Source organism: Citrobacter sp. wls829, assembly GCF_005280825.1.
In the GTDB taxonomy this organism is placed as follows: domain Bacteria; phylum Pseudomonadota; class Gammaproteobacteria; order Enterobacterales; family Enterobacteriaceae; genus Citrobacter; species Citrobacter gillenii.
This window is the reverse complement of the sequence record NZ_SZWP01000069.1, coordinates 39,651-57,955: the sequence shown is the minus strand read 5'-3', so window position 1 is coordinate 57,955 and position 18,305 is coordinate 39,651. Positions and strand designations below refer to the sequence as shown.

The following is an 18,305-nucleotide window of genomic DNA, read 5'->3' as shown; positions in this document are numbered from 1 at the left end:
AAAAGCTTTTATAAGCGCTAAATACCTTCTGCAAATCGCTGTTTATCTTTGGCAGTTCACTGGAATTTTGGGCAAAAAAAACCCCCACATCATGTGGGGGAAGACAGGGATGGTGTCTATGGCAAGGAAAACAGGGTTACTACTGGGAACGTGAGTTGCTACTACTCAATAAATTCAACGATGAGCTTTTTTGCCATTGCGCGACATCGCGCAGCTGCTCCATTCGTTGTTCATGTTTCTCATTTAAAACCGCTTGCTGCTCGGGCGTTAACAGGCGATACATCTGGTTGCGGACCTTGGCGATTTCAACCTGGCGGGCAACCTGCTGTTGTGCCATCTTTTCTGCCTGAGCGCGCACGGCGCTTTCATCAAAATTCTCTGCGGTGACAAGACGATGCATTGTCTCCATTTCGCTAACATTAACAGGAGGCTGCTCATGTCTGGCCTGCTGCATTAAATCTCGCATCTGTTGACGTTGATGTTCGGTTAAACTGATACCGTCAAACATGTGTCTCTGCGCATTACGTTGCGAAGAGCTTTCACCCAGGTGCCAGTGATCGCCTGTGACGACTTCAGCTGCATGGCTAAACGTACTGAGTGCCAGCGTTGAGGCCATGACGGCAGCGGTAACTTTGCCCATCACTTGCTCCCAAAATCTTTTCTGTCGCGATTCAACGAGAGACAGTTTACGATTCGGGCTGCAAACATGCGTCAGGGGGTGTAAAACAACGTAAAGTCATAGATTAGCGCCGCCTGATGTCGTAATTTCTGCCTCGGAGGTACGTAAAAAATGAATAAAATACTGCTAGTTGATGATGACCGAGAGCTGACATCCCTGTTAAAGGAGCTGCTCGAAATGGAAGGTTTCGATGTGCTGGTTGCCCATGATGGGGAGCAGGCACTGGAGCTTCTGGATGACAGCATCGATTTACTTTTGCTCGACGTCATGATGCCGAAGAAAAACGGCATTGATACACTGAAAGCACTTCGCCAGACACACCAGACCCCCGTAATCATGCTGACCGCCCGCGGCAGCGAACTGGATCGCGTACTCGGCCTTGAGCTGGGCGCGGACGATTATTTACCCAAACCGTTTAACGACCGCGAACTGGTCGCGCGTATCCGCGCCATTCTGCGCCGCTCCCACTGGAGCGAACAGCAGCAGAACAGCGATAACGGCTCGCCGACGCTGGAGGTGGATGCGTTAAGCCTCAATCCGGGTCGCCAGGAAGCCAGCTTTGACGGGCAAACCCTGGAGTTAACCGGTACCGAATTCACCCTGCTGTATTTGCTGGCGCAGCATCTCGGCCAGGTGGTTTCTCGTGAACATTTAAGCCAGGAAGTGCTGGGCAAACGCCTGACACCGTTCGATCGTGCTATCGACATGCATATCTCGAACCTGCGTCGTAAGCTGCCGGAGCGTAAAGACGGGCACCCGTGGTTTAAAACCCTGCGCGGTCGCGGCTATCTGATGGTCTCCGCTTCATGATAGGAAGTTTAACCGCACGCATCTTTGCCATCTTCTGGTTAACGCTGGCACTGGTGCTGATGCTGGTGCTGATGTTACCCAAGCTCGACTCACGCCAGATGACCGAGCTACTGGATAGCGAACAGCGCCAGGGGTTGATGATTGAGCAGCACGTTGAAGCTGAACTGGCGAACGATCCACCCAACGATTTGATGTGGTGGCGTCGCTTGTTTCGTGCGATAGACAAGTGGGCGCCGCCGGGACAGCGGTTATTACTTGTTACGACGGAAGGACGCGTGATCGGCGCAGAACGCAACGAAATGCAGATCATTCGTAACTTTATTGGTCAGGCCGATAACGCCGATCATCCGCAAAAGAAAAAATACGGTCGTGTTGAAATGGTTGGGCCTTTCTCCGTCAGAGATGGCGAAGATAACTACCAACTGTACCTCATTCGGCCTGCCAGCAGTTCACAATCTGACTTCATCAACCTGCTGTTTGACCGACCGCTGTTACTGCTGATCGTGACCATGTTAGTCAGCTCTCCGTTGCTGCTTTGGCTGGCCTGGAGTCTGGCAAAACCGGCACGTAAGCTGAAAAATGCGGCGGATGAAGTGGCACAGGGTAACCTGCGTCAGCATCCTGAACTGGAAGCCGGTCCGCAAGAATTCCTGGCGGCAGGTGCCAGCTTTAACCAGATGGTGACGGCGCTGGAACGCATGATGACCTCACAGCAACGCCTGCTGTCGGACATCTCTCACGAGTTGAGAACGCCGTTAACGCGTCTGCAACTGGGGACCGCGCTGCTGCGCCGTCGTAGCGGCGAGAGCAAAGAGCTGGAGCGTATTGAAATGGAAGCGCATCGACTGGACAGCATGATCAACGATCTGCTGGTCATGTCGCGCAATCAGCAGAAAAACGCGCTGGTCAGTGAAACCGTGAAGGCGAATCACCTGTGGGGTGACGTGCTGGATAACGCCGCCTTTGAAGCCGAGCAGATGGGCAAATCGTTCACAGTTAACTTCCCGCCAGGGCCGTGGCCGCTGTACGGTAACCCGAATACGCTGGAAAGTGCGCTGGAGAACATTGTTCGCAACGCCCTGCGCTACTCACACACCAGGATTGAAGTGGGCTTCGCGGTGGATAAAGACGGGATTACCATCACCGTGGACGATGATGGTCCGGGCGTGAGCCCCGAAGACAGAGAACAGATTTTCCGTCCGTTCTATCGTACCGATGAAGCGCGCGATCGCGAATCTGGCGGTACTGGTCTGGGTCTGGCAATTGTTGAAACCGCTATTCAGCAGCATCGTGGCTGGGTCAAGGCCGAAGACAGCCCATTGGGTGGTCTGCGCCTGGTGCTCTGGCTGCCGCTGTATAAACGTGCGTAATTGTGCCTGTTGCGCCGGATGACGATGCTAACGCATCTTATCCGGCCGACAGGTTCAATAATCGCCTTATTTTCCCCACAATCTCCGCGAATTATCTTCGATCTTGCCGCTTAAGCGGCGTTTCTGCAAGGTTCTGGTCCAGCTCTTTGACAGCCCCGCAGCCGACAGTAAACGGTGATACTGGTCGTCATCAAACGGCATATGCCAGGCAATGGCGATGGCCTCTTGCACGCTAACATCACTCACACGAGATGCCAGTACCAGCGGCGCATCCGCCGATACCATGCCGGGTGCGATAACGCTGCACAACCAGCCGGTCTTGCCCGCATCCTGCATCTGGCTTGCCATGTCGCTAATAGCAAAATGAAAATTCAGCTTAAAACACGGCGAGCGTGGCTGTGTGACCTGAATCAGCGCCTCACCCCACTGGAAGATATCACCAATAAAAACATTCTCTTCCGTCATGCCCTGCGTTGACAGGTTCTCGCCAAAAGCGGGCGCGACAAACAACTCTGCCTGTTCAGGAAAAGCCTGTCGCCAGTGTAGGTAGTGTTCACGCGGATAATGGCACAGCGCGCGGTCCGGCCCACCGTGAATTTTCGTTTCTGCCTGTTCATCCCCTGCCAACCCTAATTCGGTCAGCATCAGCTCGCCATCGACCTGAACTTTCGCAATCGCACTGGGGCGGCTTCCCGTGTAATCCCGAATCTTGCCTGCAAATACATCAACCGGATATCGCATCTGTTCCCTCTCCCGATAACTTTTCCCCATTACACCCTATTTATTCTACCCTATTCGCTCAAAATGAGAGCACGGTTGGTGTGAAACGTAGGGACACATGCTATCAATGCAAGTTGGTTTTGAAACAATATTTCAATTAAGGAGTCGACAACGTGACGGGTCAATCGCAATTTGCTGGCGTCTGGTGTCCTTCCATTACGCCAATGGACAATGACGGCAAGATCGATTTCAACGGTCTGAGCCAGCATCTCAAACGCCTTACCGAGGCACAGATCGACGTTATTTTGCTGATGGGAAGCATTGGGGAATTTGCCTCCTTTACGCTCGACGAAAGGCTGCAGTTGATCCGTGAAGCCCGAGCTATGAGCTCGCTGAAGATGGTCGCCAACGTCTCATCCACCTGCCAGAATGATGTGCTACTGATGGCGCAGGAAGCGTATCACGCGGGGTACGATGCCGTCATGATCCTGCCACCTTACTATTACGGACAAACGGCAACGCAGCTGCTGAGCTACTTCCGCCAGTTAGGGCAACAACTCAGCGGTCAATGGTTTGCCTATAACTTCCCGGCCCGTACCGGCTGTGATTTAACACCTGAGCTGGTTGCTACCCTGGCCGGGGAATTCCCGAACTTCGCCGGTATCAAAGACACCGTGGACTGCCAGTCCCATACCCGCAGTATGATTCAGACCACCCGCGCTGTACGCAAAGATTTTGCCGTACTCTCCGGTTACGACGAATATTACATCCCCAACCTTCTGGCAGGCGGCGCTGGGATTATTTCTGGCCTAAATAACGTGATGCCTGAGCTGTTTGTCCACGCACGCGAGGCGTTTAAACAGGGCGACCTGGCAGCGTTGCGTGATATTCAGGATAAGATTGGCACGTACATGTCCATCTACGCTATTGGCGAGGATTTTGTCACCACCATTAAAACCGTGGTGTCGCGTAAGTTTGGCTATTGCACCGGCGTTTCGCGTAATGCAGGTGGGGAGTTAAACGAGGACCAATGCCGAATAATTGATGAGGTGTTTGGGCGTTAATATTACCCGGCCCGCATCATGATGTGGGCCGGGTAAGTGCATCAGGCAATACAGCGTTACCGCTCTACGCCATCAGGCTGTATGGGGCTTATTTTTTCGCCGCGAAACGCGCCGCTGCTTCGTCCCAGTTCACCACGTCCCAGAACGCTTTGATGTAGTCCGGGCGACGGTTCTGGAATTTCAGGTAGTAAGCGTGTTCCCAAACGTCCAGGCCCACGATCGGGAAGCCGGAAGCGCCAGAGATAGCCTCACCCATCAGCGGGGAATCCTGGTTGGCAGTAGAAACCACAGCCAGTTTGTCACCTTTCAGTACCAGCCATGCCCAGCCAGAACCGAAACGGGTTGCCGCTGCTTTTTCAAATTCAGCTTTGAAGTTATCAACAGAGCCAAAGTCGCGTTCGATAGCCGCTTTCAGGTCACCCTGCAGCGTAGTACCGGTTTTCAGACCTTTCCAGAACAGGCTGTGGTTAGCGTGGCCGCCTGCGTTGTTACGCAGTACGGTTTTCTTATCCGCTGGCAGCTGATCCAGTTTAGTGATCAGCTCTTCAACAGGCAGGCTAGCGAATTCAGGCAGGCTTTCCAGCGCAGCGTTCGCGTTGTTTACATAGGCCTGGTGGTGCTTGGTATGGTGGATTTCCATCGTCTGCTTATCAAAGTGCGGTTCAAGGGCATCATAAGCGTACGGCAGGGATGGCAGTGTATAACTCATAATCATCTCCAGTATTGTCGGGCGGCCAGTGTTAACGCCGCGTAAGCAGTTGAGTCATTATAGTTAATTAAATGATATTGAAAATGATTATCAATGCCGTACTTTTTACAGGGCTATTGCAAGATGAAAATGTGAGCGCCACCGGGAAAATCAGGCGAATTTTGCCAACCTGCGTAGGAAACAGGCAGAGACATAAAGGACATGGGAGACAAAGCACGAGATAGTCTGCGGATTATCTCACAAGGAAATATTGCTATGTCTGTCAACATCGCCCTTTTCGGAATCGGCCTCGACACATACTGGCCCCAGTTTGCTGGCCTGGAGTCACGCTTGCAGGGTTACCTGCAAACGATTGATGAGCGTCTGACGGCGCAACAGGCCACCGTCATTAATGGCGGCCTGATTGATAACGTCGATAAAGCCGATGCTCTTATCAGGCGATTACAACAGCAGCCGGTCGATGCGGTCTGTCTTTACATTAGCACCTACGCACTCAGCGCAACGGTTCTACCCCTTGTACAGAGTATCAATAAGCCAGTTATTATTATGGCCCTACAGCCGGAGCCTGGTCTGCCCTATTCGGCAATCCGCCAAATTCCCGATCGGGGCGGACGTACTGGAGAGTGGCTGGCGCACTGCCAGGCCTGCAGCGCGCCCGAACTGGCAAACGTATTTAATCGTGCGAATATCCGCTTTCAGTTGATTGTTGGTGCGTTACAGGGCGATGAGTACATCTGGCAACAAATGGCACAGTGGTTACAGGCCCTTAATGCCCGCCAGATGCTGGCAAACTGTCAGGTCGGCGTACTCGGACACTATTATGACGGCATGGTGGACGTTTACAGCAATATGACGAACCTGTCCGCCAAATTAGGCGTACGCTTTAAGCCACTGGAAATGTGTGAGCTGGCGGAATACCGCGAGCAGGTCAGCGAGACAGATCTCAGCGTCAAACAACAGGAAATGTACCGTGTGCTTCAGCTGGATCCGACATGCGAACCGGCAGAGCTTGATCGCGCACTTACCACCGCCTGCGCCATGGATAAACTGATTGCCCAGAACACACTCGGTGCACTGGCCTACTACTACGAAGGTAGAAACGGCAATGCTTACGAGAACATCATCACCTCAATCATTCTTGGCAACACACTACTCACCCACCGTGGTATTCCCGTGGCAGGTGAATATGAAATCAAAAATGTACTGGCGATGAAAATTCAGCAGCTTCTGGGGGCGGGTGGTTCATTCTCTGAGCCATATGGAATTGAATTTATTGATGATGTTGTATTGTGGGGACATGATGGCCCGGCGCACCCGCTGATGGCCGATGGTCCGGTGCGTCTGGTTCCGCTGCCGGTTTATCATGGTAAACCGGGTAAAGGTGTGTCTATCCAGATGACCGTGAAACCGGGCCCGGTAACCTTTCTTTCGGTCATTGAAGATGCCGAAAACGGGGTGCGTTTGCAGTATGCCGAAGGGGAAGCAGTGGCAGGTGAAGTCCTGGATATCGGCAATACCAACAGCCGCTATCGCTTCCCGTTATCGGCTCGCGATTTCACCACACAATGGTGCATGGGCGGTCCAGCCCATCATTGCAGCATTGGCCTTGGTCATCATGGTGAGGTACTGGAAAAACTCGCCTGGCTACTGGGTATTCAGACGGTAAAAATCTGCTAACCCTTAATATTATCGCCCTTCTCAAAAAAGAGGGGCGGATCAGCATTTGTGATCAACATCCTTTTCATCCCCTGAATTTTGCCAGCATTGCCCATCCTACGGCAGCATGCTGAAGGTTAATTCATTGCTCACTCTTTAGACTTTTGAATATCAAAACGGGTGATTTTCATCCAGCCAGAACGACAATTTAAAAGGAACCAGAATGGGTAACGCAATTACGATGGGGATATTATGGCATCTTATCGGTGCCGCTAGTGCCGCTTGTTTTTATGCCCCTTTTAAAAAGGTACAACACTGGTCCTGGGAGACTATGTGGTCCATAGGCGGTTTTGTTTCATGGTTGATCCTGCCCTGGCTCGTCAGCGCAATCCTGCTGCCAGACTTCTGGGCCTATTACAGTTCATTCAGCGCGTCCACACTACTACCGGTATTTTTATTCGGCGCAATGTGGGGGATCGGTAATATCAACTATGGCCTGACCATGCGCTATCTCGGCATGTCGATGGGGATCGGCATCGCTATCGGCATTACGCTGATTGTTGGCACCTTAATGACACCAATCATTGCCGGTAAATTTGACGTGCTCATCGGCACGCCGGGTGGGCGTATGACCCTGCTTGGTGTGCTGGTCGCGCTGATCGGCGTGGCGATAGTCACTCGAGCAGGACAGTTAAAAGAACGCAAGATGGGTATCAAAGCCGAAGAGTTCAACCTGAAAAAAGGTCTAATACTGGCGGTGATGTGCGGCTTTTTCTCCGCAGGGATGTCCTTTGCCATGGATGCGGCTAAACCGATGCACGAAGCCGCCGCTGCGCTCGGTATCGATCCTTTGTATGTCGCTCTGCCAAGCTACGTAGTCATTATGGGCGGCGGTGCGGTGATCAACCTGGGATTCTGCTTCATTCGTCTGGCAAAAATGAAGAACCTGTCGGTAAAAGCCGACTTCTCGTTAGCAAAACCACTTATTATCAGCAACATCCTGTTCTCGGCCCTTGCTGGTCTGATGTGGTATCTCCAGTTCTTCTTTTACGCCTGGGGCCATGCCAAAATTCCGGCGCAGTATGACTACATGAGCTGGATGCTGCACATGAGTTTCTACGTCCTGTGCGGCGGTATCGTCGGCCTGATCATGAAAGAGTGGAGCAATGCGGGAAAACGCCCTGTCAGCGTGCTGAGCCTCGGCTGCGTGGTGATTATCCTTGCCGCAAACATTGTCGGTCTGGGAATGGCCAGCTAGTCCTGCGGATTACTGAGATGACGCCACTGGCTCGGCGTCATCCCGGTTTCTCGCGTAAACACCACCGAAAAGTAGTTACTGTCCTCAAAGCCACAACGCATAGAAATCTCACCAATCATCAACTTGCTATGTTGCAGCAAATACTGAGCGTGGCAGACCCGCACCTGTCGAAGATACTGGTTGATGGTCATTCCAGTCTGGCTGCGAAACTGCTGACGCAGCACGCGCTCGCTGCACTGCTCCCGTTGACAGAATTTATCCAGTTCAAAGGTATGCTCATGGCTGCCGGCCAGCGCGGTGATCAGCTTATCCAGCAGTGTTTCACTGGTGGTGGCCGGGAGCCTATCCGTGGCATAACGATGGCGCTTGAGAAGCGTCACCAACTGTCCGAACAACAGCTCCGCCATATCATTACATAACGGATCGCGCTGCTGGCTTTCGTGTTCCAGTTGGCTAATCACCTGTCGAGCCTGAGCCATACCGGCACTGCCCAGCCGCCAGTGGGGCTGGCACGGCGTGCCGTTGTTAAAACCGGGGATCACATCTTCCCATCCCAGATTCAGCGTCAACCGCTCAGGGCAGTAGATAATATTCTGCAGGACGAGGTCGTTAACAGAGGTGTACGAGTGTTTGTCTGCGGCGCGAATGTAAAACAGATCGCCACGGGTTATTCGATACGGCCGATCGTTGAGAACATGCAGACCATTGCCACGCCAGACCATCACCAGCTCACAAAACTCATGAGTATGTTCGGCAAACACATCCTGCGGATAGCGATCGGCGACGGCGACGGCCTGCTGTTCGCTCGCAAAAAAGTCTGATTTCAGAAGGACTAGCTGATTCGCCACCACATCACCTCAACCTGAACGCTTGCCGGATGCGCTGCGCTTATTCGGCCTACAGGGCATTCATGTAGGCCGGACAAGGTGCAGCCGCCATCCGGCATTAAAGGGTATGATTATCAGCAAACGGACGGTAAAAAACGTTGATAGCTTTCGCGTTACTGGAGGCTGCTTCCGGCCATGACGTCGCGGCCCTGGCGAATATCGCGCGGTGACCAGTTAAACTCCCGGCGAAATAGCGTCGAAAAGTGGTTACTGTCGCCAAAACCGCAGCGATAAGCGATGTCCGTAACACTGTCATCGCTATGGCGCAATAAGTGCCGTGCTTTGATTAGCCGCAGGCGATTGAGATAGCGCTGCGGCGTCAGCCCGGTTTGCTGTTTGAGCTGGCGGTGCAAGGTGCGTAAAGAGAGCGAAAACTGCTCAGCCACCGCATCCCAGCAGACTTCGTCGGCAAAATTATCTTCCAGCCACGCCATCAGCCGGTTTAGTCGCGCATCGTTATCCGCTGCCGCTTCCATCAGACTACTTTTGCGTAGCAGCACCAGCAGTTGCATAAACAGGATCTCGCGATTGGCCGCCGTCGGCGTATCCATCTCCTCACCAAGATGCTCTATTTGCCCCACCAAGTGACGGACCTGCTGCAGTACGCCCTGATTCACGCGCCAGTGGGACGGATACTGACCGTTCTGCTCCTGAGGTAACAACTGGTTTAACCCGGCCAGAAACTGAAACGCATCAGGGGAACGATACAGTACATTTGTCAGGCACAGGTTGTCAGTATGTTCATATAAGTGTCTGTCATGATCGCGGACAAAACAGACCGTCCCGCCGCTAATGGTGTAGGGCTGTCCATTGAAAACATGAATACCTGTTCCATGCTCAACTATCACAATTTCATGAAAATCATGATGATGCTCGGGAAAAGCAGTCTGGGGCAGTCGCGGTTCGATCGCCACAGGCGCTTTACCTGTCGGAAAAAAATCCACGCAATGCAGTACGGTCATGATGACTTCCTTCCAGATCAAATGAACATGGCTGCATAGTAATTAAGGGTTATGACCCTCACCTTAAATTTTTGACGCCAAAGTGCGTAAACACGGTTAATTCTTCAAGAAACGACAGGAAAGATCGGGAAATGCGGAAGGGGTCACATCAGACAAAATCCCGCCCATTACACAAAACTGTGAACAGCATCACGTTCACCTTTGCCATGCTGCCAGCGGCTTATTGTGACTGTCACTAACAAGAAGGTACGCCGTTCCAGGGGTTCTTAGACTGAGTGCAATAAAACTCAGAAGGACCTCGCTATGACTCTTCGCCATTGTGTCGCTGTCGATCTCGGCGCATCCAGCGGACGCGTAATGCTGGCACGTTACGACAGTGACCACCGCACCCTGACGCTGCGTGAAATCCACCGTTTCGCGAACTGTCTGCAAAAAACAGACGGTTTTGACACCTGGGATATCGACAGCCTGGAAAACGACATTCGCCTGGGGCTGAAGAAGGTCTGCGATCAAGGCATCCTGATTGACAGCATCGGGATTGATACCTGGGGCGTGGATTACGTCCTGATCGGTAAAGACGGTCAGCGCGTCGGTCTGCCGGTCTCTTACCGCGACAGCCGCACTACCGGCGTGATGTCGCAAGCTTTAGCGCAACTGGGTAACAGCGAGATATATCGTCGGAGCGGCATTCAGTTTCTGCCCTTTAACACCCTGTATCAGCTCCGCGCGCTGGTCGAACAGCAGCCAGAGCTGGTCCCACAGGTGGCGCATGCCCTGATGATCCCCGACTACTTCGGCTACCGCCTGACCGGCGAAATGAACTGGGAATATACCAACGCCACCACTACGCAGTTGGTCAATATCAACACCGACGACTGGGATGACACCCTGCTGGCATGGACCGGCGCAGACAAAGCCTGGTTTGGTCGCCCAACGCATCCGGGGAACGTGATTGGTCACTGGATCTGCCCGCAGAAAAATCAGATCCCGGTGGTTGCCGTCGCCAGCCACGACACCGCCAGCGCGGTCATCGCTTCACCGCTGGCCGATAACAACAGCGCTTATCTCTCTTCCGGTACCTGGTCCCTGATGGGGTTTGAGAGCAAAACACCGTATGCCAACGAGGCCGCGCTGGCGGCAAATATCACCAACGAAGGCGGCGCGGAAGGACGTTACCGCGTGCTGAAAAATATTATGGGGCTATGGCTGCTGCAACGCGTATTAAAAGAGCGGCAGATTACCGACCTGCCCGCGCTGATCGCGAAAACCGAAGCGCTACCGGCCTGCCAATTCCTGGTCAACCCGAACGACGATCGCTTTATCAACCCAGTTGATATGAGCGCAGAAATTCAGGCCGCATGCCGCGAATCCGGTCAACCCATTCCGGTTCAGGATGCTGAGTTGGCGCGCTGTATTTTCGACAGTCTGGCGCTGCTGTATGCCGACGTCCTGCAGGAACTGGCACACCTTCGTGGTCACGCCTTCAACCAACTGCACATTGTTGGCGGCGGCTGCCAGAACGCCCTGCTCAACCAACTGTGCGCGGATGCATGCGGTATCCGCGTCATGTCCGGGCCTGTTGAGGCCTCTACGCTCGGCAATATTGGCGTTCAGCTGATGACGCTGGACGAACTTAACAACGTCGATGATTTCCGCCAGGTGGTGACCGCTAACTACGACCTGACAACCTTCATCCCAAATACTGACAGTGAAATTGCCCGCTACCAGGCGCAGTTTCAATCAACACGACAGACAAAGGAGCTTTGCGCATGACCACTCAACTTGAACAAGCCTGGGAACTGGCAAAACTGCGTTTCGCCGCGGTAGGTATCGATGTCGAGGAGGCATTACGCCAGCTCGATCGTCTGCCGGTCTCCATGCACTGCTGGCAGGGCGATGATGTCGCCGGATTCGAAAACCCGGAAGGTTCGCTCACCGGCGGCATTCAGGCCACCGGTAACTATCCAGGTAAAGCGCGTAACGCCGTTGAACTGCGCGCCGATCTGGAGCAGGCACTGAGCCTGATCCCGGGTCCTAAGCGTCTGAACCTACACGCTATCTACCTGGAATCCGATACCCCGGTATCCCGTGACCAAATCAAACCTGAACACTTTAAAAACTGGGTGGAATGGGCGAAAGCGAACCAGTTAGGTCTGGATTTCAACCCGTCCTGCTTCTCGCATCCGTTGAGTGCCGACGGTTTCACGCTGGCACATGCTGACGACAGCATCCGTCAGTTCTGGATTGACCACTGCAAAGCCAGCCGTCGCGTCTCCGCGTACTTTGGCGAACAGCTGGGTACGCCGTCGGTGATGAACATCTGGATCCCGGATGGCATGAAAGACATCACCATTGACCGCCTGGCACCACGCCAGCGCCTGCTGGAAGCACTGGACGACGTCATCAGCGAGAAGTTCGACCCGGCGCATCATATTGATGCCGTCGAGAGCAAACTGTTTGGTATCGGCGCAGAAAGCTACACCGTTGGCTCCAACGAGTTTTACATGGGCTACGCCACCAGCCGCCAGACCGCACTGTGCCTGGATGCAGGTCACTTCCATCCGACTGAAGTGATTTCCGACAAGATCTCTGCCGCCATGCTGTACGTGCCGCGCCTGCTGCTGCACGTCAGCCGTCCGGTGCGCTGGGACAGCGACCACGTGGTATTGCTGGATGATGAAACTCAGGCGATTGCCAGCGAGATCGTACGCCATAATCTGTTCGACCGCGTACACATTGGCCTCGACTTCTTCGACGCCTCCATCAACCGCATTGCCGCATGGGTGATCGGCACCCGCAATATGAAGAAAGCCCTGCTGCGTGCGCTGTTAGAACCCACTGAGCAACTGCGCCAACTCGAAGCTAGCGGCGACTACACCGCCCGCCTGGCCCTGCTGGAAGAACAGAAATCGCTGCCATGGCAGGCCGTCTGGGAGATGTATTGCCAGCGTCACGACACCCCAGCCGGCAGCCAGTGGCTGGACAACGTCCGCACGTATGAAAAAGACGTACTGAGCAAGCGTAGCTAAAGGCGCTGTCTGCCTTGTAGGCCGGATAAGGTGCGTTAGCGCCGCCATCCGGCAACGGACAAAACACTACGCCGGATGGCGCTGCGCTTATCCGGCCTACGTAAGACCCGACACCCGTTCGGGCAATAAACAGGAACACCGACCATGCAAAACATTACTACCTCCTGGTTCGTCCAGGGGATGATCAAAGCCACTTCTGATGCCTGGCTGAAAGGTTGGGATGAGCGTAACGGCGGCAACCTGACGCTGCGCCTGGATGAGGCTGATATCGCCCCCTTTACCGCTGATTTCCACGAAGAACCGCGCTACATCGCGCTGAGCCAGCCGATGCCGCTGCTGGCTAACACGCCGTTTATCGTTACCGGTTCCGGCAAATTCTTCCGCAACGTCCAGCTCGATCCGGCAGCCAATTTAGGTGTGGTAAAAATCGACAGCGACGGCGCTGGCTACCACATTCTTTGGGGGCTGACCCACGAAGCCGTACCGACCTCCGAACTGCCCGCACACTTCCTTTCCCACTGCGAGCGCATTAAAGCCACCGATGGCAAAGACCGCGTGATCATGCACTGCCATGCCACCAATCTGATTGCTCTGACCTATGTACTGGAAAACAGCACTGCGCTGATCACCCGCAAACTGTGGGAAGGCAGCACCGAATGTCTGGTGGTGTTCCCGGACGGCGTCGGCATTCTGCCGTGGATGGTGCCGGGTACCGACGAAATCGGTGAAGCAACGGCAGTTTCAATGCAGCAGCATTCTCTGGTGCTGTGGCCGTTCCACGGCGTATTTGGCAGCGGCCCGACGCTCGACGAAGCGTTCGGTTTGATAGATACCGCAGAGAAATCGGCCGAAGTTTTGGTCAAAATCTATTCGATGGGCGGTATGAAGCAAACCATCACGCGTGAAGAGCTCATTGCTCTCGGCAAACGTTTTGGCGTGACCCCACTGGCCAGCGCATTAGAGCTGTACTGATACCTCCCTCATTCAACGCCGGATGCGGCTTTGCCTTATCCGGCCCACATGACGGTCCCTATTTAACCGTAGGCCCGATAAGCGAAGCGCCATCGGGCACCAGGGATTTATTATTCAGGAGAATACTTATGAGCTTTATGTTGGCACTGCCAAAAATCAGTCTGCACGGCGCTGGTGCGATTGGTGATATGGTCAACCTCGTGGCGAACAAGCAATGGGGTAAGGCGCTGATCGTAACCGACGGTCAACTGGTCAAACTGGGCCTGCTGGACAGCCTGTTTACCGCCCTTGATGCGCATAAAATGTCGTATCATCTGTTCGACGACGTATTCCCGAACCCAACGGAAGAACTGGTCCAGCAAGGTTTTGCCGCATACCAGGACGCTGAATGTGATTACATCATCGCTTTCGGCGGCGGCAGCCCGATCGATACCGCTAAAGCGGTGAAAATCCTGACCGCCAACCCTGGCCCTTCTACCGCCTATTCCGGCGTGGGCAAAGTTAAAAATGCCGGCGTACCGCTGGTTGCCATTAACACCACCGCGGGTACGGCCGCAGAAATGACCAGCAATGCGGTGATCATTGATTCCGCACGCAAGGTGAAAGAAGTCATCATCGATCCGAACATTATTCCGGATATCGCCGTCGATGACGCCAGCGTGATGCTGGAAATTCCTGCCTCAGTCACCGCCGCTACCGGTATGGACGCCCTGACCCACGCGGTGGAAGCCTATGTTTCTGTTGGCGCGCACCCGTTAACCGACGCCAATGCCCTGGAAGCTATTCGCCTGATCAACCAGTGGCTGCCTAAAGCCGTCGACGAGGGTCACAACCTCGAAGCCCGTGAGCAAATGGCATTTGGTCAGTATCTGGCGGGGATGGCGTTCAACAGTGCAGGTCTGGGTCTGGTGCATGCGCTGGCACACCAGCCGGGCGCGACGCACAATCTGCCGCACGGCGTCTGCAACGCTATCCTGCTGCCGATTATCGAAAACTTTAACCGTCCAAACGCCGTGGCACGCTTTGCCCGCATAGCACAGGCCATGGGCGTCGATACACGCAACATGAGTGATAAAGTGGCAAGCATGGAAGCCATCAACGCGATCCGTGCCCTGAGCAAGCGCGTGGGCATTCCGGCAGGCTTCAGCCAGCTAGGCGTGACCAAAGAGGACATTGAGGGGTGGCTGGACAAAGCACTCGCCGATCCGTGCGCACCATGCAATCCGCGCACCGCCAGCCGCGAAGACGTCCGTGCGCTGTATCTGGAGGCGTTATGATCCGCAAAGCCTTTGTGATGCAGGTGAATGCCGACGCGCACGTTGAGTATCAGCGTCGGCATAATCCCATCTGGCCGGAGCTGGAAGCCGTACTGAAAGCCCACGGCGCGCATCACTACGCGATTTATCTCGACCAGGAGCGCAGCCTGTTGTTTGCCACCGTTGAGATTGAATCCGAAGAGCGCTGGAATGCCGTCGCCAGCACCGACGTGTGTCAGCGTTGGTGGAAGCATATGCGTGACGTGATGCCCACCAACCCGGACAACAGCCCGGTGAGCGCGGAATTAAAAGAAGTGTTTTATCTGCAGTAGTATTGTTGGCCGGATAAGGCGCTAACGCGCCGCATCCGGCACAACGCAACATAACAGTTAGTTCTGCTCAGAAACCAGAATCGCTTGGGTATCCGGTTCCAGCGCTTTAAAGATATGTGCCTGGTCCGCGGGATAACAAATGTAATCCCCTTCGCCTAACTCTTCCGGCGCGTCGGTCAGTCCCACCAGCGCCTTCCCCTGCGTCACAATAATATGCTCAACAGACCCCGGCGGATGCGGGTGTGAGATGCGGTCGGCACCCGGTTGCGTCAACAATAGATAGATATCTCGCCGTGCACCCGGTGGACAGGCTGCCAGTAAAATAGCCTGATAATGGGCCTGCTCCGCCACCACTTTGGTCCCTTCACCCCGGCGTATCACCTGGGTTTTTTGCACCACAGGCTCCAGCAATCGCGCAAAGGGAATATCCAGCGCCACACACAGCGACCACAGCGTTTCCAGGCTAGGATTGCCATTGCCCGCCTCCAACTGCGAGAGCGTCGATTTTGCAATGCCCGCGCGGCGGGCGATTTCTGCCAGCGACAGACCGGTACGCTGACGTTCACGCACCAGGCTTTTCGCAATTATACTGATGGGTTGGGTCATACATGACTCCATGTTCTTTATATCGAACGAATCGTTCGGCTTGTAAAGCAATCTTGTTGCGTTCATTATAATGGAAATTCGTTCGATATGGCCAAAGCAGGATGAAACATTATTTTTCCAGTCTCAAAGGCGACACGATAAAAGCTATATTTTTAGTCTGTCTGGCTGTCGGCGTAGTCGGCATGTCATACGGCTCGCTGGCGATGGCTTACGGCTTCCCGCTGTGGGTGCCGTTTGTGCTATCGATTACAGTGCTGGCGGGTGCGTCTGAGTTTATGTTTATCGGGATTGTTGCCAGCGGTGGTAATCCGCTTGCCGCTGCTGCTGCCGGTTTACTGGTCAACGCACGCCACGTGCCGTTTGGCGTGACGGTACGCGATCTGGTGGGAACGCGGGCCGCCAGTTTCCTCGGCTGCCATATCATGAACGATGAAAGCGTGGTGTTTGGCCTGTCGCAAAAAACGCCGGAGCAGCGCAGAGCCGCCTACTGGCTGTGCGGACTGGGCGTAGCCATTGTCTGGCCGCTGGGCACGCTGCTTGGGGCGATGGTTGGCAAGCTACTGCCCGCCCCAGAAACCATCGGCCTGGATGCCGTTTTCCCTGCCATTCTGCTGGCCTTAGTGGTCCCGGCATTTAAAAACCGTACCACGCTGGTTCGCGCCTGCAGCGGTGCTGCGCTGTCGCTCGCCGCCGTCCCGTTTGCGCCGGTGGGCCTGCCGGTACTGCTTTCACTGTTTGGCTTACTGACGAGGAAAAAATAATGGGCAACATGACGCTGTTTATCGTCGGTATCGCCGTACTCTCTCTGGGAACCTATTTAATGCGTTTAGGTGGAGCAAAGTTGGGGAGCCGTCTGGCATTTTCCACGCGCTCGCAGGCGCTGCTTTCCGATGCCGCGACGGTATTACTGTTCTCCGTCGCCCTGGCGACCACCTTTTACGAAGGTGAGCACTTTGCTGGTATGGCGCGCGTTCTCGGCGTGGGGTTTGCAGTGTTCCTCGCCTGGCGCAAAGTGCCGTTGATTATGGTGATTATCGCCGCTGCTGTGATGACGGCGTTGTTAAGGATGGCGGGAATAAACTAAAAAAGCGCCTCAAGGGCGCTCTTTCGACAGTACTGAGGTATTTTATTTCAGCAGTTCAGCGGTCATATGCACACGGTTACCGCTGTAGGCCTGAGTGATTTTATAATCGCTTGCGCCAGCACGTTCCGCCTGAGCGGCAATTTTTGCTTCAGTGCTTTCCAGAGTTGACCCGGTAGCGGTAACAGACTGAGCAGCGAAAGAACCGAAAGAGGTAGCAAGAGCGATAACTGCGACAAAAGTTTTGATGCTTTTCATGATGTAAACCCTTTAATTTAGTTGCTTGAGTAAGGCACCGTGCCTTGATGTGATAAATAATAGCCCTCACACCGCACAACTAAAAGCGGAAGGATTTGCCATTCTTATTCAAATTATTTGAGAGATAACATGTCAGCCGAATACGATCAAAAATTGCTGTCAGGCTCGCGAAAAAAACCACGCTCTGCGGGCAGTTGGTTACTGCGTCAGGGTGAAAGGCAAAGCAAAATTTATTATTTACATCATGGCGTTGCCCGTGCGGTGTATCACGCAGACAACGGTTCAGAACGGGTGAAAGAGTTTTACTTCCCGGGTGAATATTGTTTTCTGTACCTGAACTGGCTAACCCACACCTCGGCAGATTACAGCCTGCAAATGATCACCCCGGGCGAAATCAGTGAAATCTCGCTGGCATTGCTGGATGCGCCGGAACATCAGGACATCAAGACACAGCTCCTGGTCCAGCAGTTGATCTACAAAGAGAAAAAAGAACAAATGCTGCTACTTAATACGCCAGAACAACGCTACCAGTATGTTCAGACACACTTTCCCAGTTGGGAATTGCAGCTCACTCAGCGGGACCTCGCCCACTACATTGGCATTACGCCCGTTAGCCTGTCCCGCATTCGCCAGCGCCTTAACAAAGGTTAACGCAT

Annotated in this window: 20 protein-coding genes; 13 read left to right on the top strand and 7 right to left on the bottom strand. The window is 54.0% G+C overall.

Annotation, left to right across the window (positions count from 1 at the left end; all coding sequences use genetic code 11):
- Positions 1–139: 139 nt before the first annotated feature.
- On the bottom strand, positions 140–640 hold the full coding sequence (cpxP, locus tag FDW88_RS14905; RefSeq protein ID WP_137362848.1) for a cell-envelope stress modulator CpxP: 501 nt from the start codon (positions 638–640) through the stop codon (positions 140–142).
- A gap of 150 nt (positions 641–790) precedes the next feature.
- On the opposite strand from cpxP, the gene cpxR reads away from it, so the two are divergent.
- Both cpxR and cpxA read left to right on the top strand, forming a co-directional pair.
- Complete coding sequence (cpxR, locus tag FDW88_RS14900) at positions 791–1,489, top strand: envelope stress response regulator transcription factor CpxR (RefSeq protein WP_005121756.1); 699 nt, start codon at positions 791–793, stop codon at positions 1,487–1,489.
- Positions 1,486–2,859 carry an envelope stress sensor histidine kinase CpxA gene (gene cpxA, locus FDW88_RS14895; RefSeq protein WP_096758834.1) on the top strand — a complete coding sequence of 458 codons (1,374 nt, stop codon included), beginning with the start codon at positions 1,486–1,488 and terminating at the stop codon, positions 2,857–2,859. Before cpxR ends, cpxA begins: the two co-directional genes overlap by 4 nt.
- 66 nt (positions 2,860–2,925) lie before the next feature.
- Here the strand turns inward: cpxA and yiiM are convergent, their stop codons facing one another.
- Positions 2,926–3,600 carry a 6-hydroxyaminopurine reductase gene (gene yiiM / locus FDW88_RS14890; RefSeq protein ID WP_137362847.1) on the bottom strand — a complete coding sequence of 225 codons (675 nt, stop codon included), beginning with the start codon at positions 3,598–3,600 and terminating at the stop codon, positions 2,926–2,928.
- A gap of 152 nt (positions 3,601–3,752) precedes the next feature.
- On the opposite strand from yiiM, the gene FDW88_RS14885 reads away from it, so the two are divergent.
- Complete coding sequence (locus FDW88_RS14885; protein WP_115259794.1) at positions 3,753–4,643, top strand: dihydrodipicolinate synthase family protein; 891 nt, start codon at positions 3,753–3,755, stop codon at positions 4,641–4,643.
- 88 nt (positions 4,644–4,731) lie between these two features.
- Here FDW88_RS14885 and sodA read toward each other — a convergent pair whose 3' ends face one another.
- Entirely contained in the window at positions 4,732–5,352 is a 621-nt protein-coding gene (gene sodA / locus FDW88_RS14880; RefSeq protein ID WP_096758838.1) for a superoxide dismutase [Mn], read from the bottom strand.
- A gap of 255 nt (positions 5,353–5,607) precedes the next feature.
- On the opposite strand from sodA, the gene FDW88_RS14875 reads away from it, so the two are divergent.
- Both FDW88_RS14875 and rhaT read left to right on the top strand, forming a co-directional pair.
- Complete coding sequence (locus FDW88_RS14875) at positions 5,608–7,029, top strand: L-fucose/L-arabinose isomerase family protein (RefSeq protein ID WP_137362846.1); 1,422 nt, start codon at positions 5,608–5,610, stop codon at positions 7,027–7,029.
- A gap of 202 nt (positions 7,030–7,231) precedes the next feature.
- Positions 7,232–8,266, top strand: coding sequence for an L-rhamnose/proton symporter RhaT (gene rhaT, locus FDW88_RS14870; protein WP_117343650.1), 1,035 nt, complete (start codon positions 7,232–7,234; stop codon positions 8,264–8,266).
- On the opposite strand, the gene rhaR is transcribed toward rhaT, so the two are convergent.
- On the bottom strand, positions 8,263–9,114 hold the full coding sequence (gene rhaR / locus FDW88_RS14865) for an HTH-type transcriptional activator RhaR (RefSeq protein ID WP_117343676.1): 852 nt from the start codon (positions 9,112–9,114) through the stop codon (positions 8,263–8,265). The two genes, rhaT and rhaR, sit on opposite strands and share 4 nt — an antisense overlap.
- A 152-nt stretch (positions 9,115–9,266) precedes the next feature.
- On the bottom strand, positions 9,267–10,115 hold the full coding sequence (gene rhaS, locus FDW88_RS14860) for an HTH-type transcriptional activator RhaS (RefSeq protein WP_096758841.1): 849 nt from the start codon (positions 10,113–10,115) through the stop codon (positions 9,267–9,269).
- 303 nt (positions 10,116–10,418) lie between these two features.
- Here rhaS and rhaB point away from each other — a divergent pair, with 303 nt between their 5' ends.
- The 5 genes from rhaB (at position 10,419) to rhaM (ending at position 15,704) form a co-directional block, all read left to right on the top strand.
- Positions 10,419–11,888 (top strand): rhamnulokinase, encoded by a 1,470-nt coding sequence (gene rhaB, locus FDW88_RS14855; protein ID WP_137362845.1) that lies wholly within the window; start codon positions 10,419–10,421, stop codon positions 11,886–11,888.
- Positions 11,885–13,144: an L-rhamnose isomerase gene (rhaA, locus tag FDW88_RS14850; RefSeq protein ID WP_137362844.1), complete on the top strand. Its 1,260-nt coding sequence runs from the start codon at positions 11,885–11,887 to the stop codon at positions 13,142–13,144. The genes rhaB and rhaA overlap by 4 nt, the downstream gene beginning before the upstream one ends.
- 144 nt (positions 13,145–13,288) lie before the next feature.
- Complete coding sequence (gene rhaD / locus FDW88_RS14845; RefSeq protein WP_115259799.1) at positions 13,289–14,116, top strand: rhamnulose-1-phosphate aldolase; 828 nt, start codon at positions 13,289–13,291, stop codon at positions 14,114–14,116.
- Between the two features lie 128 nt (positions 14,117–14,244).
- Entirely contained in the window at positions 14,245–15,393 is a 1,149-nt protein-coding gene (fucO, locus tag FDW88_RS14840) for a lactaldehyde reductase (protein ID WP_115259800.1), read from the top strand.
- Positions 15,390–15,704: an L-rhamnose mutarotase gene (rhaM, locus tag FDW88_RS14835; protein ID WP_096758846.1), complete on the top strand. Its 315-nt coding sequence runs from the start codon at positions 15,390–15,392 to the stop codon at positions 15,702–15,704. Before fucO ends, rhaM begins: the two co-directional genes overlap by 4 nt.
- A 57-nt stretch (positions 15,705–15,761) precedes the next feature.
- Here the strand turns inward: rhaM and FDW88_RS14830 are convergent, their stop codons facing one another.
- On the bottom strand, positions 15,762–16,310 hold the full coding sequence (locus FDW88_RS14830; protein WP_137362843.1) for a helix-turn-helix domain-containing protein: 549 nt from the start codon (positions 16,308–16,310) through the stop codon (positions 15,762–15,764).
- A gap of 101 nt (positions 16,311–16,411) precedes the next feature.
- Between FDW88_RS14830 and FDW88_RS14825 the strand changes: the two genes are divergently transcribed.
- Both FDW88_RS14825 and FDW88_RS14820 read left to right on the top strand, forming a co-directional pair.
- The gene (locus FDW88_RS14825) at positions 16,412–17,071 is read left to right on the top strand and encodes an AzlC family ABC transporter permease (protein ID WP_137362842.1); all 660 of its coding nucleotides are present in this window, start codon (positions 16,412–16,414) and stop codon (positions 17,069–17,071) included.
- Positions 17,071–17,394: an AzlD domain-containing protein gene (locus tag FDW88_RS14820; RefSeq protein ID WP_137362841.1), complete on the top strand. Its 324-nt coding sequence runs from the start codon at positions 17,071–17,073 to the stop codon at positions 17,392–17,394. The genes FDW88_RS14825 and FDW88_RS14820 overlap by 1 nt, the downstream gene beginning before the upstream one ends.
- A 42-nt stretch (positions 17,395–17,436) precedes the next feature.
- On the opposite strand, the gene FDW88_RS14815 is transcribed toward FDW88_RS14820, so the two are convergent.
- A complete protein-coding gene (locus FDW88_RS14815; RefSeq protein ID WP_135912774.1) occupies positions 17,437–17,649 on the bottom strand; it encodes a YdgH/BhsA/McbA-like domain containing protein in 213 nt (70 codons plus the stop codon).
- 129 nt (positions 17,650–17,778) lie between these two features.
- Between FDW88_RS14815 and FDW88_RS14810 the strand changes: the two genes are divergently transcribed.
- Positions 17,779–18,300: a Crp/Fnr family transcriptional regulator gene (locus FDW88_RS14810; protein ID WP_137362840.1), complete on the top strand. Its 522-nt coding sequence runs from the start codon at positions 17,779–17,781 to the stop codon at positions 18,298–18,300.
- Positions 18,301–18,305: the final 5 nt, after the last annotated feature.

Coding starts and splice junctions, on each gene's coding strand:
- cpxP (WP_137362848.1), bottom strand. CDS start 640: ATGGGCAAAGTTACCGCTGCCGTCATGGCCTCAACGCTGGCACTCAGT.
- cpxR (WP_005121756.1), top strand. CDS start 791: ATGAATAAAATACTGCTAGTTGATGATGACCGAGAGCTGACATCCCTG.
- cpxA (WP_096758834.1), top strand. CDS start 1,486: ATGATAGGAAGTTTAACCGCACGCATCTTTGCCATCTTCTGGTTAACG.
- yiiM (WP_137362847.1), bottom strand. CDS start 3,600: ATGCGATATCCGGTTGATGTATTTGCAGGCAAGATTCGGGATTACACG.
- sodA (WP_096758838.1), bottom strand. CDS start 5,352: ATGAGTTATACACTGCCATCCCTGCCGTACGCTTATGATGCCCTTGAA.
- FDW88_RS14875 (WP_137362846.1), top strand. CDS start 5,608: ATGTCTGTCAACATCGCCCTTTTCGGAATCGGCCTCGACACATACTGG.
- rhaT (WP_117343650.1), top strand. CDS start 7,232: ATGGGTAACGCAATTACGATGGGGATATTATGGCATCTTATCGGTGCC.
- rhaS (WP_096758841.1), bottom strand. CDS start 10,115: ATGACCGTACTGCATTGCGTGGATTTTTTTCCGACAGGTAAAGCGCCT.
- rhaB (WP_137362845.1), top strand. CDS start 10,419: ATGACTCTTCGCCATTGTGTCGCTGTCGATCTCGGCGCATCCAGCGGA.
- rhaA (WP_137362844.1), top strand. CDS start 11,885: ATGACCACTCAACTTGAACAAGCCTGGGAACTGGCAAAACTGCGTTTC.
- rhaD (WP_115259799.1), top strand. CDS start 13,289: ATGCAAAACATTACTACCTCCTGGTTCGTCCAGGGGATGATCAAAGCC.
- fucO (WP_115259800.1), top strand. CDS start 14,245: ATGAGCTTTATGTTGGCACTGCCAAAAATCAGTCTGCACGGCGCTGGT.
- rhaM (WP_096758846.1), top strand. CDS start 15,390: ATGATCCGCAAAGCCTTTGTGATGCAGGTGAATGCCGACGCGCACGTT.
- FDW88_RS14830 (WP_137362843.1), bottom strand. CDS start 16,310: ATGACCCAACCCATCAGTATAATTGCGAAAAGCCTGGTGCGTGAACGT.
- FDW88_RS14825 (WP_137362842.1), top strand. CDS start 16,412: ATGAAACATTATTTTTCCAGTCTCAAAGGCGACACGATAAAAGCTATA.
- FDW88_RS14820 (WP_137362841.1), top strand. CDS start 17,071: ATGGGCAACATGACGCTGTTTATCGTCGGTATCGCCGTACTCTCTCTG.
- FDW88_RS14815 (WP_135912774.1), bottom strand. CDS start 17,649: ATGAAAAGCATCAAAACTTTTGTCGCAGTTATCGCTCTTGCTACCTCT.
- FDW88_RS14810 (WP_137362840.1), top strand. CDS start 17,779: ATGTCAGCCGAATACGATCAAAAATTGCTGTCAGGCTCGCGAAAAAAA.